The organism is Telluria sp. AIW5 (assembly GCF_056680575.1).
This window is the reverse complement of the sequence record NZ_CM155289.1, coordinates 2,390,495-2,403,206: the sequence shown is the minus strand read 5'-3', so window position 1 is coordinate 2,403,206 and position 12,712 is coordinate 2,390,495. Positions and strand designations below refer to the sequence as shown.

General features: G+C 64.9%; 12 protein-coding genes. All 12 read right to left on the bottom strand.

Annotated features, from left to right (window positions below; genetic code table 11):
- Positions 1-90 precede the first annotated feature (90 nt).
- The gene (locus AC1MEM_RS10540) at positions 91-366 is read right to left on the bottom strand and encodes a hypothetical protein (RefSeq protein WP_499477110.1); all 276 of its coding nucleotides are present in this window, start codon (positions 364-366) and stop codon (positions 91-93) included.
- A gap of 129 nt (positions 367-495) precedes the next feature.
- On the bottom strand, positions 496-771 hold the full coding sequence (locus AC1MEM_RS10535; protein ID WP_499477108.1) for a hypothetical protein: 276 nt from the start codon (positions 769-771) through the stop codon (positions 496-498).
- Between the two features lie 117 nt (positions 772-888).
- Positions 889-1,686, bottom strand: coding sequence for a tryptophan synthase subunit alpha (gene trpA / locus AC1MEM_RS10530; protein WP_499477107.1), 798 nt, complete (start codon positions 1,684-1,686; stop codon positions 889-891).
- 108 nt (positions 1,687-1,794) lie between these two features.
- Positions 1,795-3,072, bottom strand: coding sequence for a tryptophan synthase subunit beta (gene trpB, locus AC1MEM_RS10525; protein WP_499477106.1), 1,278 nt, complete (start codon positions 3,070-3,072; stop codon positions 1,795-1,797).
- Complete coding sequence (locus tag AC1MEM_RS10520; RefSeq protein ID WP_499477105.1) at positions 3,023-3,748, bottom strand: phosphoribosylanthranilate isomerase; 726 nt, start codon at positions 3,746-3,748, stop codon at positions 3,023-3,025. The genes trpB and AC1MEM_RS10520 overlap by 50 nt, the downstream gene beginning before the upstream one ends.
- Positions 3,749-3,758: 10 nt before the next feature.
- Complete coding sequence (gene truA, locus AC1MEM_RS10515; protein WP_499477104.1) at positions 3,759-4,559, bottom strand: tRNA pseudouridine(38-40) synthase TruA; 801 nt, start codon at positions 4,557-4,559, stop codon at positions 3,759-3,761.
- Positions 4,556-7,639 (bottom strand): motility hub landmark protein FimV, encoded by a 3,084-nt coding sequence (locus AC1MEM_RS10510; protein ID WP_499477103.1) that lies wholly within the window; start codon positions 7,637-7,639, stop codon positions 4,556-4,558. The genes truA and AC1MEM_RS10510 overlap by 4 nt, the downstream gene beginning before the upstream one ends.
- A gap of 381 nt (positions 7,640-8,020) precedes the next feature.
- Positions 8,021-9,148: an aspartate-semialdehyde dehydrogenase gene (gene asd / locus AC1MEM_RS10505; RefSeq protein ID WP_499477102.1), complete on the bottom strand. Its 1,128-nt coding sequence runs from the start codon at positions 9,146-9,148 to the stop codon at positions 8,021-8,023.
- A 25-nt stretch (positions 9,149-9,173) separates the two neighbouring features.
- Complete coding sequence (leuB, locus tag AC1MEM_RS10500; RefSeq protein WP_499477101.1) at positions 9,174-10,259, bottom strand: 3-isopropylmalate dehydrogenase; 1,086 nt, start codon at positions 10,257-10,259, stop codon at positions 9,174-9,176.
- Between the two features lie 13 nt (positions 10,260-10,272).
- Entirely contained in the window at positions 10,273-10,920 is a 648-nt protein-coding gene (leuD, locus tag AC1MEM_RS10495; protein WP_499477099.1) for a 3-isopropylmalate dehydratase small subunit, read from the bottom strand.
- Positions 10,921-10,960: 40 nt separating this feature from the next.
- Complete coding sequence (locus tag AC1MEM_RS10490) at positions 10,961-11,083, bottom strand: hypothetical protein (RefSeq protein WP_499477098.1); 123 nt, start codon at positions 11,081-11,083, stop codon at positions 10,961-10,963.
- Positions 11,084-11,113: 30 nt separating this feature from the next.
- On the bottom strand, positions 11,114-12,514 hold the full coding sequence (leuC, locus tag AC1MEM_RS10485; RefSeq protein WP_499477096.1) for a 3-isopropylmalate dehydratase large subunit: 1,401 nt from the start codon (positions 12,512-12,514) through the stop codon (positions 11,114-11,116).
- Positions 12,515-12,712 lie beyond the last annotated feature (198 nt).

Sequence of the window (12,712 nt, the reverse complement as noted above, 5' to 3'; positions counted from 1 at the left end):
TCTCCTTTGCGGCAATCTGAATGGGGCGTAGTGTAGCCGCTAGCGCCGGGCTTGTCACCGCTTGCCTGTCTGTCAATCAATCCTTGGCAATCAATCGTTGCCAATCTCGACAGTCGTGAACTCAAAGCCGCCCATGCGCGCTGCAACCACGTTATACACCCATGCGCCGAACAGGGTGAGCACGAATCCGAACACAGTGTAGAGCAATGGCATGAGCACTATTGCCAGCAGGGAAGCGCCCGCGCCCTGGACCATCAGGGTGGGAATGGTCATCAACACCACGAGCGGAATGGAAATGACGAAGTACAGGGCCGCCATCACCTTGGCGTTCTGGAGGATGGCGACGCGGACGATTTGCTTCTTCAAGAATGTCTTCCCGTGCAAGATTAAGTAGGGTAAATGTACCGTATAAAATTGCAAGAAGACAAGTAAAAATGCCGGCAGTGGCCTGTGCCAGCTGCCGGCATGGTGCCGTTGCGCGATTGCGCAGCCGGGTCAGCCTTGCGTGACTTCGGCGGTCGTAAATTCAAACCCACCGACACGTTTTGCCACCAGATTGTAGAACCAGGCTGCGAGGAGCGTGCCGAGATAAGCTGCGCCGCCATATACCAATGGAAATACAACCAGGACGGCGACCGCTCCGCCGGTCTGCCCCGCCCGCGCAATATAGAGGGCAAAGACGGCCGCCATCGGCATCGACATGGCCAGGTAAAGCGCGGCCATCATCTTGGCGTTCTGCGATAACGAAACGCTGGTGATCTGTTTCTTCATGCAATGACTCCAGAAAATGTTGAGGTACGGAAATGCAATGTACCCCGACCTGGAGCGACGCCATATGCACGGGCCGGACGTCCCTGCTTGACCGGCCTCAGGAAATGCCCTTGTTGATCAGCTGTCGAGCGCTGCGCGAATGCCGGCGCAGAAGGCCCGTACCGCCTCCGGCCCCGCTTCCTTCGGCGTATTCTCCAGTTCCTGGATGATCCGGCTGCCGATCACGACCGCATCGGCCACCGAAGCGACCGCTTTGGCCGTCTCCGCGTCGCGGATGCCGAAACCGACGCCGATCGGCAGGCTGACGTGTTCGCGGATGGCGGCGACGCGGCGCGCCACGTCTTCGGTATCGATGCTGCCGGCGCCGGTGACGCCTTTCAGCGAGACGTAATAGCTGAAGCCGCTGCCGTAGCGCGCCACCTGCCTGATGCGCTCTTCGGTGGAAGTCGGCGCCAGCAGGAAGATCAGGTCGAGGTCGCTGGCGCGCATGGCGTCGGCAAAGGCTTCGCATTCTTCCGGCGGATAGTCGACGACGATGGCGCCGTCCGCGCCCGCGTCTTTCGCGTTGCGGATGAAGTTGTCGGGACCGATGCGCTCGATCGGGTTGGCGTAGCCCATCAGGACGACCGGGGTATCGGGGTCGGTCTTGCGGAACTCGCGCACGTAGTTGAAGACATCGTTCAGGCCGATGCCGAATTTCAATGCGCGCTCGCAGGCGCGCTGGATGACCGGGCCTTCGGCCATCGGGTCGGAAAAGGGAACGCCCAGTTCCAGGACGTCGGCGCCGCCCGCCACCAGGGCGTGCATCAGCGGGACGGTCATCTCGGGGCCGGGATCGCCGGCGGTGATGAAGGTGACGAGGCCGGTTTTGTTTTGCGCGCGCAGGGCGGCGAAGGTAGATGCGATTCGGGACATGGTGTTTTTTCGTTTGGGTTGGCGGTTGCAGTCGGGTGTGCAGCGGTTCGTCGAACGCGTGGACGGCCGAGCCGCCCACGCGTTCAACGCACGCATGCGTGGCGCGGATCAGCTGAAATCCAGCCCCATCCGCTGCGCTACCGTATGCATGTCCTTGTCCCCGCGCCCCGACAGATTCACCAGGATCAGCTGGTCCTTCGGCAGCGTCGCCGCCAGCTTCACGCCATAGGCGATCGCATGCGAGGATTCCAGCGCCGGGATGATGCCCTCGATGCGGCAGCAGTCGTGGAAGGCCTGCAGCGCCTCGTCGTCGGTGATCGACACATACTCGGCCCGCGCCGAATCCTTGAGCCAGGCGTGTTCCGGTCCGACACCCGGATAATCCAGGCCGGCCGAGACCGAGTGCGTCTCGATGATCTGGCCGTTCGCATCCTGCAGCAAATACGTGCGGTTGCCGTGCAGCACGCCCGGGAACCCCGCGGACAGCGAGGCCGCATGCTTGCCCGAATCGAGCCCCTCGCCCGCCGCCTCGACGCCGACCAATTTGACGCCCGGCTCGTCGATGTACGGATAGAAAATACCCATCGCATTCGAACCGCCGCCGATGCAGGCGACCACGTAATCCGGCTGGCGCCCGGTCATTTCCGGCATCTGCACCCGGCATTCCTCGCCGATCACCGACTGGAAATCGCGCACCATCATCGGGTACGGGTGCGGGCCGGCCACGGTGCCGATGATGTAGAAGGTGTTTTCGATGTTGGTGACCCAGTCGCGCATCGCTTCGTTGAGCGCATCCTTGAGGGTCTTGCTGCCCGACTCGACGGGAACGACGGTCGCGCCCAGCAGCTTCATCCGATAAACGTTCTGGGCCTGGCGCTTGACGTCTTCGCTGCCCATGTAGACCACGCATTCGAGACCGAAACGCGCGCAGATGGTCGCGGTGGCGACGCCATGCTGGCCGGCGCCGGTCTCGGCGATGATGCGTTTCTTGCCCATGCGGCGCGCCAGCAGCGCCTGGCCGATCACGTTGTTGATCTTGTGGGCGCCGGTATGGTTCAGGTCTTCACGCTTGAAGAATACCTGCGCGCCGCCTGCCAGTTCCGACCAGCGCCTGGCGTGGTAGACGGGCGAGGGACGGCCGACGAAATGGGCCAGCTCGTAGCGGAACTCTTCGAGGAATTCAGGATCGTGCGAATAGCGCGCGTAGGCTTCGTTGAGTTCGGCCAGCGCGTGGGTCAGCGTCTCGGCAACGAACGAGCCGCCGTAGGGACCGAAGTGGCCGCGCGCGTCGGGAAATTGATAGTCGGTGGTCTGGAACAGCGCGCCGGGGTGGCGTTCAGCTGCCGCTTCCTGGCTCTCGAGGACTGCTTCCGGGATGGTTTTCATGGGGGTGTTCGCTTTCAATGGTGGCATCGGCGGCCCGCACCGCGGCAATAAAAGCCGCGATCTTGCGGGCGTCCTTGATCCCCTTGCTGGCTTCGACACCACTGCTGATGTCGACCGCCCAAGGGCGTACGCGTGCGACCGCGTCAGTCGCGTTTTGCACGCTCAAGCCACCACTCAAAACGACCCGAGGCGCGAGCTCTTTTGGGATAAGAGACCAATCGAAGACCTTTCCAGCGCCGCCGTAGGCGTCCACGTAGGCATCGAGCAGAAGGCTCGAAAACCAGGGACTGGCGGCGCGGTATGCGAGTTCGCATTCTAGCAAATCGGCGTGCCTTGTGTCCGGCTTGACGCGGTAGGCATGCACGAAGGGCCGCTTCACCGCGTCGGCGATGTGCGCGCACTCTTCCATGGTCTCGTCGCCATGAAATTGCAGCAGAGACACCGGCCCGGCCCCGACCACCGCCCTCACCTCGTCCAGGCTGGCGTTGACGAACAGCGCGACCGAGCTGATGTAGGGCGGCAAGCCCTTTGCCAGCGACGCAAACTGCGCAGGGCTCACGTAGCGCGGGCTCTTCGGGTAGAACACGAAGCCGAGCGCGTCGGCGCCGCTGGATACGGCGGCGCGCAGGTCTTCCTCGCGCGTGATGCCGCAAATTTTGATTCGGGTACGGTGCATGTTCAAAACCTCAAAGCCAGGGGAGCGGAGAGAGGATCTCCTGCGGCAATCCCCACTTCGGATCGTAATCGATTTTCGCGAAGTACAGGCCGTCCGGCATGAAGGTCGGCGCGGCGGCGTCGCGGTTGCGCGCGGCCAGCACCTCGGCCATCCAGTCCGGCTCGTTGCGGCCAAGGCCGACATAGATCAGCGCGCCCACCAGGTTGCGCACCATGTGGTGCAGGAAGGCGCTGGCGCGCACGGTGAAGACGATGATGTCGCCGCGCCGTTCGATCCTGATTTCCTGCATGTCCTTGATCGGCGTGTTCGCCTGGCAGCCCGAGGCACGGAAGGAGGAAAAGTCGTGCAGGCCGATCAGGTGGCGTGCGGCAAGCTGCATGCGCTCGACATCGAGCGGACGGAATACCCAGCCCGCGCGGCCGGCCAGCAGCGCCGAGGGGTGCGGGTTGTTGTACAGCACGTAGTGATAGGTACGCGAGCGCGCCGAGTAGCGGGCGTGGAAGTCCTGGCCTTCGGCATCGGGCGGCACTTCCGCCGCCCAGCGCACCGCGATCGAATCGGGCAGGAAGGTATTCGTGCCGCGCACCCAGCTTTGCATCGGCCGGTCGAGTTCGGTGTCGAAGTGGACGACCTGCTCGACCGCGTGCACGCCGGCGTCGGTACGGCCGGCGCAGGTGGTGGAGAACTTCGTACGGCCGAACTTTTCGAGGGCGATCTCGAGTGCATCCTGGATGGTGTCACGGCTCGGCTGTTTCTGGTATCCATTCCAGCCGGTGCCGACGTACTGGAGTCCGAGTGCGATGCGCCTCACGCCAACTGTGCGCGCATGGCACTGGCGCGGCTGGACTGTTCGACGTTGCCGCCCTTGATGACTTCGTCGAGCAATTCGCGCGCACCTTCCTTGTCGCCGATCTCCTGGTAGGCGACTGCGAGATCGAGCTTGGTTTCCATTTCCATCTGCGCCGCGGTCAGCTCGAGGCCGCTCTCGGCCGGCGCCCCGGGCTCGGCCGGCGCCAACTCGCCGGCGGGCAGGTCGAGGTCGAGACCGGACATGTCGAAACGCGGCACCGGGGTGCCCGGATTCGGGATCGCCGGCACATCGTTCATGGCGAAGGGATCGTCCTGCGGCGCGGCCGGGGCGGCCGGCTGGCCGAAGTCCATCATGTCGAGGTCGAACAGCGGATCTTTCGCCGCTGCCGGCGCTGCGACCATCTCCTGTGCAGGCTCGGCCGTCGGCGGAGTCAGGTCGAAGTCGGTCGAGCCGAAATCGAACACGGGTTCCTGGCGCGCGCCCACCGGGGTGACCGGGGCGGCATCGGAGAGACCGAAGTCCATCGCGTCGAGGTCGAACAGCGGATCCTTCAGGTCCGAGGCCGACGCCGTGGCGGGCACGTCCGGCAGCGGCGGCAGCTCGTCCACGTCGCTCAGTTCAAATTCGCGTGCGAGCTGGGCCATGTCGATGTCGGTGTTCGGGCCGTTCTTGCTGAGGTCGAGCACGAAGGCATCGTCCTCGTCCCTGTCCTCGTCCGCGCGTGACGCCGGCCGGCTGGCCGCCGGCGCGTCGAAATTCATGTCGAAGGACAGGTCGTCGAGGCTCTCGCCGCTGTCGACGGCCGGGGTGGCGGACGCCGGCTCGAGCGGCGCGAACGGCTCCATGTCGAATTCCAGGTCGGGCACGGCGGTGGCGTCGTCGTGCACGGCATTCATGCTGCCGGGGGCGGCGACCGGTTCGAAGGAGAGGCCGCCGAGGTCGAAATCGAGCAGGTTGTCGTTCGCCTTGTCGTCCGCCCTGGCAGCGGCCGGCGTCGCATCGGTGCCGCCCGGCTGCGGCAGCGCGGTGGCGTCGTGGTCGAGGCCCAGGCTGTCGAGATCGAAACCGCTGTCGAGCGGCGCGCCGGTGGCGGCGTCCACGGTCGAGGCCGGCTCGATGACCTCGAGCGGTTCGCCGCGGTTGCGGAAGGCTTGCTCGAGCTGCTGCGACAGCATGGTTTGCGGCCCGGCATCGTCGGCAAGGCTCGCTGCAGCCATCCCTGCGCCTGCTGCGCCCGCCGCGGCGCCAAGGGCTGCGCCGGCGCCCTGGGCATACATCGGATTGGCCGGGTCGAGCGTATGGCCGAGCGCGGCGGCTTGCGCCCACTCGCCACCCTTGCCGCCGGTGAGGCTATAGAGCTCGGTTGCCTGGGTCTCGAAGGCGCGCACGTCCTTGCGCGCCGCATAGATCTCGAGCAGTTTCAGGCGCACCGGATGGCGGTACGGGTCGTTGCGCAGCGCTTCCTTGAGGATGTCCTCGGCCTGGGTGTCGAAGTTGTACGCCAGATACAGCTCGGCTTCGGCGAGCGGGTCGACTTCATTGGTGTCGAGCTGGCTGGCCGAGGGAGCGAAGCTGGAATTGAAGACGCTGTCGTGGGTGTCGACGCTCTGCCCGCCCGTTTCCGCGAACATCGCCTGCGCCGGCTGGGCCGCGCTGCCGAGGATGGTCGGGGTGGCGGGCGTGGTCTCGACGATGACCTTGCGCTTGCGGCGCTGCGACAGGCCGAGCGCGGCCAGCAGCAGCACGGCGGCGCCCGCACCGAGGTACAGGATATTGTCCATCAGCGTGTCGGCCAGGCTCCGCTCGACCGGTGCCGGCGGGGTGACGGCCTTTGGCGCGGTCTTGATCTTCGGTGCCGGTTTTGGCTGGACGTCGGCCTGGGCGACGACTGTGGGCGCGACCGGGGTCGCAGCCGGTGCGCCGGCGGCGCGCTGGGTCGCGGCGGCGCCGGTCTGGCTCTTCACCGTGATCAGCTTCTCGAGGTCGTTGACGTTCTTTTCCAGCTCCTTGACGCGGGTCTGGGCGTCGTTCAATTCCTTTTCCTTCGCCACCACATCTTCCGCGTTGGCGGTGGCGGCGCCGCTGCTCGCGCGCGGCGGCAATGCTTTCGACAGGCGCAGCTGGTCTTGCGATTCGTTGGCGGCGGTCGGGCGTTCCTCGACCTTGGCCGTGATGCGGCCGGTCGCGCTCTGCCCTGCTGCCGACTCGCGCGCCGGGGCGCTGGTGGCGACCTGGCCGGCCAGCTTGGCGCGGTAGGCGTTGAAGTCGGCCGCGTGCGCGACGACGGTGCCGTGCGCCTCGCCGGCATCGAGCCCGCGCATGCTGTCGGCCTCGGGCACGGACAGGATCTGGCCCGACTTCAGGCGGTTCATGTTGTTGCCGATGAAGGCGTCCGGGTTGGCGCGGTACAGGGCGACCAGCATCATGTCGAGCGAGACGTCGACCGGTTTCAATTTGCCGGCGATGCGGCCGAGCGTGTCGCCCGCCTTGACGCGGTAGCGCGAGGCAGCCGCGGCGCTGCGCATGCCGGGCTCGCCCGCGGTTTCTTCGGCGCGTGCGTGCCGTTGCGGGCGCGCGGCCGGCGCCGGGCCAGATTCGGCGGCCTGGCCCGGTGCGGCCGCGGTGCCGCGTGCGGCACGGGCGTTCGATGCGGGCGGCGCACTCGCTGCCACCTGTGCCGACTGGGTCGCGCGCAGTTCCGCCGGGTCGAGCAGGAAGGTGTATTCGCGCACCAGGCGGCCGTTATTCCAGGACAGTTCCAGCAGCAGGTCGACGAAGGGTTCGTTCAACGGCTGCGGCGAGGTGATGCGCACGAACTGGCGGCCAGCGCGCTGCTCGACGGCGAAGCGCAGCGACAGCAGGGCCGGATTGAATTCGACGTTGGCGGCGCGGTAAGCGTCGGCCGACGCGAGTTTCGCGACCAGGCCGGCGGCCTCTTCGTTCGAGACCGCCGTCAGTTCGATCTCGGCGCGCAGCGGCTGGCCCAATGCCGAGAGGACAGTCAGCTTGCCCAGTCCCGCTGCGTTTGCCACCGAAGACAACAGCACTGCACTGGCGACCGCGGCGGTAAGCGTTTTCAACGCGGACGACATGATCTGAGGGCGGCGGTTCAGTGGCATAGAGTTGGACGATGCGAGATGGTTGGCAGGAGGGAAAGGACGGTTTCCCGGAAGTCTCAACATATCATCATGCACTGGAGCATGCAAGCGCTGCGGGGCGTAGGAGGGGCAATCTGTGGGATGGATGAGTGATCGATAATGTTTATATATCGTCTCATGCGGCGCGGGATTATCGGGGGGTTAACAGGTCTGGTCGAATCGCCAAGAACTCGTAGGGTGGGCGCCGCCCACGCGGTGATACGCACGGGCTCCGGTTTCGTGCCGGATGATCTCGCTGCCATGTATCACCGCGTGGGCGGAGCCCACCCTACGTAAAACAAGGCCCGCTGAGCGGGCCTTGTTTTACTTGTCCAGCACGATGCGCAGCATGCGCCGCAGCGGCTCGGCCGCGCCCCACAGCAGCTGGTCGCCCACCGTGAACGCCGACAGGTAATCCGGCCCCATCGACATCTTGCGCAAACGCCCCACCGGAATCGCCAGGCTGCCCGTCACGGCGGCCGGCGACAGGTCGCGCATCGACGCTTCACGCGTATTCGGCACCACCTTCACCCACTGGTTGTGCGAAGCGATGATGTCGTTGATCTCATCTAAGGGCACGTCCTTCGTCATCTTGATCGTCAGCGCTTGCGAGTGGCAGCGCATCGCGCCGATGCGCACGCACAGGCCGTCCACAGGAATCGCGCTGGTACCAAAACCTTCGCCGCGGCCCAGGATCTTGTTGGTCTCGGCGCCCGCCTTCCACTCTTCCTTCGACTGGCCGTTGCCCAGGTCCTTGTCGATCCACGGGATCAGGTTGCCGGCCAGCGGCACGCCAAATTGTTTGGTCTCGTCAGCGGAAAGACCATGCTGGGTCGCCAGCACCGCGCGGTCGATCTCGAGGATGGCGGACGCAGGGTCGTCGAGCAGCGGCTTCACCGCGCCGTTGATCGTGCCGAACTGGGTCAGCAGTTCGCGCATGTGCTGGGCGCCGCCGCCGGAGGCCGCCTGGTAGGTCATGGAGGTCATCCACTCGACCAGGCCCTGCTCGAACAGGCCGCCCAGGCCCATCAGCATGCAGGACACGGTGCAGTTGCCGCCGACGTAGTTCTTCACGCCGCGCGACAGCGCATTCTTGATGACGTCGAGGTTCACCGGATCGAGCACGATGACGGCGTCGTCCTTCATGCGCAGGGTCGAAGCGGCATCGATCCAGTAGCCGTTCCAGCCGCTGGCGCGCAGCTGCGGGAAGACGTCGGACGTGTAGTCGCCGCCCTGGCAGGAGATGATGATCTCGCATTTCGACAGCTCGGCGATGTCGTGCGCGCTCTTGAGCGTGGTTTCGTTCTTCGCCATTGAAGGCGCGGCGCCGCCCGCATTCGAGGTGGTGAAGAACACCGGCTCGATGTGGTCGAAATCGCCCTCGTCCCGCATGCGCTGCATCAGGACCGAACCCACCATGCCACGCCAACCTACCAGGCCTACCAGTTTCATTTTATTCCCCGTTGTTTTGTATAAATTACCCGAGCGCGCGCACCACGGCGTCGCCCATCTGTTGCGTACTGACGCGCTGCGTGCCGTCCTCGTAGATATCCGCCGTGCGCAGGCCTTGCTGGAGGACGCGCTTGACGGCGGCCTCGATGCGGTCGGCCTGTTCGGGCTTGCCGAGCGAGAAGCGCAGCATCATCGCGGCCGACAACATCGTCGCCAGCGGATTGGCGATGCCCTTGCCCGCGATATCCGGCGCCGAACCGTGCGACGGCTCGTACAGCCCTTTGTTGTTGGCATCGAGCGAAGCCGAAGGCAGCATGCCGATCGAACCGGTCAGCATCGCGGCCGCGTCGGACAGGATGTCGCCGAACATGTTGCCGGTGACGATGACGTCGAATTTCTTCGGCGCGCGCACCAGCTGCATGGCCGCGTTATCGACGTACATGTGTTCGAGTTCGATGTCCGGATACTCTTTATGCACGTCGGTGACGATGTCGCGCCAGAACTGGAAGGTTTCCAGCACGTTGGCCTTGTCGACGCTGGTCACGCGCTTGTCGCGCTTCTGTGCTGCCTGGAAGGCGACGTGGGCGATGCGGCGGATCTCGCCTTCGGCATAGCGCATCGTGTCGAAGCCTTCGCGCTGGCCTTTGAAAGGACCGTCGGGGCATTCGCGCACGCCGCGCGGCTTGCCGAAATAGATGTCGCCGGTCAGTTCGCGGATGATCAGGATGTCGAGGCCCGACACCACCTCCGGCTTCAGGGTCGAGGCGCCGGCCAGTTCCGGGTACAGGATCGCCGGACGCAGGTTGGCGAACAGGCCCAGTTCCTTGCGCAGGCCGAGAATGGCCTGTTCAGGGCGCAGTGCGCGCTCGAGCGTGTCATATTGATAGTCGCCGACCGCGCCGAACAGCACCGCGTCCGCTTCCTTCGCCAGTTTCAGGGTCGATTCCGGCAACGGATGGCCGTGCGCGGCATAGCCGGCGCCGCCCACTTCGGCGCGTTCCATCTCGAAGGATTCGCCGAGCGCGTCCAGCACGCGGACGGCTTGCTCCATGATTTCGGGGCCGATGCCGTCACCCGGCAGGATTGCGATTTTGTTCAGATGCGTCGTCATGCTCGTTTTCTTTTTAAATCGTGTTGGCCAGCCAGGGCTGGCGTGCCAGGTGGCGTTCTTCGAAGGCGCGGATCTCGTCGGCGTGGCGCAGCGTCAGGCCGATGTCGTCCAGGCCATTCAACAGGCAGTACTTGCGGAAATCGTCGATCGCGAATTCGAAGCCGATGCGGCCGTCCGCGCTGCGCAGCACCTGGTTCTCGAGGTCCACGACGAGCCTGAAACCGCTGGCTGCTTTCACTTCATTAAACAGCTGGTCGACCTGTGCTTCGGTGAGCACGATCGGCAGCAGGCCGCTCTTGTAGCAGTTATTGAAAAAGATGTCGGCGAAGCTCGGCGCCACGATTGCCCGGAAGCCGTACTGCTGCAGCGCCCAGGGCGCATGCTCGCGTGAGGAGCCGCAGCCGAAGTTTTTACGTGTCAGCAGGATCGAGGCGCCCTGGTAACGCTGCTGGTTCAGCACGAAGTCCGGATTGAGCGGACGATTGGTATTGTCCTGCCCCGGCTCGCCGTGGTCCAGGTAGCGCCATTCGTCGAACAGGTTCGGGCCGAAGCCCGTTTTCCGGATCGATTTCAGGAACTGCTTCGGGATGATGGCGTCGGTGTCGACATTGGCGCGGTCGAGCGGCGCCACCAGGCCTTCGTGTACGGTGAATTTATCCATGTCCTCTTTCCGATTCGCGAAAAAACGCTTTATATGGCGATTACCTGCCGCCGGCGCCGGTGACGACCTGGCCGACCTTCTGCACGTCGCGGCCGATGCCGGAAATCGTGTTGCAGCCCGCGAGGACGAGGGCAACGAGGGAAAGGGCGAATACTTTTTTCATGGTGGTCCTGTGATTCGGTATGTTGATTTCTTAGAGTGCGCGCACGTCGACGAAGTGACCGGCGATACCTGCCGCCGCGGCCATGGCCGGCGACACCAGGTGGGTGCGTCCGCCCTGCCCCTGGCGTCCCTCGAAATTGCGGTTCGAGGTCGAGGCGCAGCGTTCGCCCGGCTCCAGGCGGTCGGCATTCATCGCCAGGCACATCGAGCAGCCCGGCTCGCGCCATTCGAAGCCGGCGGCCTTGAAGATCTGGTCGAGGCCTTCGCGTTCGGCCTGCTCTTTGACGAGGCCCGAACCCGGCACCACCATCGCCAGCTTCACGTTGGACGCCCGCTGGCGTCCGCGCACCACCGCTGCGGCCGCGCGCAAGTCCTCGATGCGCGAATTCGTGCACGAACCGATGAAGACCTTGTCGATGCGGATGTTCGCGATCGGCGTGTTCGGCGTCAAGGCCATGTAGACCAGCGCTTTTTCCATCGCGTCGCGCCGGACGGCATCCTTTTCCTGGTCGGGATCGGGCACGCGGCCGTCGATCGAGGTCACCATCTCGGGCGAGGTGCCCCAGGTGACCTGCGGGCGGACCTGCGCCGCGTCGAGCGTGACGACCATGTCGAACTTCGCGCCCGGGTCCGTGTGCAGCGTGCGCCAGTAGGACACGGCCTGCTCCCATTGCGGACCGGCCGGCGAATACGGGCGGCCTTTCACATACTCGATCGTGGTGTCGTCGACCGCCACCATGCCGGCGCGCGCGCCCGCTTCGATCGCCATGTTACAGACCGTCATGCGCCCTTCCATCGACAGCGCGCGGATCGTCGAACCGCCGAATTCGATGGCGTAACCGGTGCCGCCGGCGGTGCCGATCTTGCCGATCACGGCCAGCACGATGTCCTTCGCGGTCACGCCGGCAGGCAATGCGCCGTCGACCTGCACCAGCATCGATTTCGATTTCTTGGCCAGCAGCGTCTGCGTCGCCAGCACGTGCTCGACTTCCGAGGTGCCGATGCCGTGCGCCAGGCAGCCGAAGGCGCCGTGGGTCGAGGTATGCGAGTCGCCGCAGACCACGGTCATGCCGGGCAGCGTCGCGCCCTGCTCCGGCCCGATCACGTGGACGATGCCCTGGCGCTTGTCGTTCATGTTGAAATAGGTGAGCCCGAAGCTCTTCGCGTTCGCGTCCAGCGTCTCGACCTGCAGGCGCGAGGTCGGGTCGGCGATGCCTTCGCGGCGGTCGGTGGTCGGCACGTTGTGGTCGGCCACGGCCAGGTTGGCGGCGTTGCGCCACAGGCCGCGGTTCGCTTCGCGCAGGCCTTCGAAGGCCTGGGGACTGGTCACCTCGTGCACCAGGTGGCGATCGATGTAGAGCACGGTCGTGCCATCGGTGTCGGCACGCACGACGTGCGATTCCCAGAGTTTGTCGTAGAGCGTTTTTAACATGCTTGTGTCCTGTCGAACCTGCCCGCTGGCATAGTGGATTTTGATTATGCCATATTTGTGCACTGCGGCAGTAACAGGGCAATTTTGCATTATTCTGCTAATTATTTTGCGCCAAGGCAAACAACATTTGCACCCTATGCCCCGCATGCAAATAAAAAAAGCCTGCACAGGGAATGTGCAGGCTTTTATTGCAAGGGC

Bases quoted from the DNA above. Each gene is read 5' to 3' on its own strand.
- AC1MEM_RS10535 (WP_499477108.1), bottom strand. From the start codon at position 771: ATGAAGAAACAGATCACCAGCGTTTCGTTATCGCAGAACGCCAAGATG.
- trpA (WP_499477107.1), bottom strand. From the start codon at position 1,686: ATGTCCCGAATCGCATCTACCTTCGCCGCCCTGCGCGCGCAAAACAAA.
- trpB (WP_499477106.1), bottom strand. From the start codon at position 3,072: ATGAAAACCATCCCGGAAGCAGTCCTCGAGAGCCAGGAAGCGGCAGCT.
- AC1MEM_RS10520 (WP_499477105.1), bottom strand. From the start codon at position 3,748: ATGCACCGTACCCGAATCAAAATTTGCGGCATCACGCGCGAGGAAGAC.
- asd (WP_499477102.1), bottom strand. From the start codon at position 9,148: ATGAAACTGGTAGGCCTGGTAGGTTGGCGTGGCATGGTGGGTTCGGTC.
- leuB (WP_499477101.1), bottom strand. From the start codon at position 10,259: ATGACGACGCATCTGAACAAAATCGCAATCCTGCCGGGTGACGGCATC.
- leuD (WP_499477099.1), bottom strand. From the start codon at position 10,920: ATGGATAAATTCACCGTACACGAAGGCCTGGTGGCGCCGCTCGACCGC.
- AC1MEM_RS10490 (WP_499477098.1), bottom strand. From the start codon at position 11,083: ATGAAAAAAGTATTCGCCCTTTCCCTCGTTGCCCTCGTCCTCGCGGGC.
- leuC (WP_499477096.1), bottom strand. From the start codon at position 12,514: ATGTTAAAAACGCTCTACGACAAACTCTGGGAATCGCACGTCGTGCGT.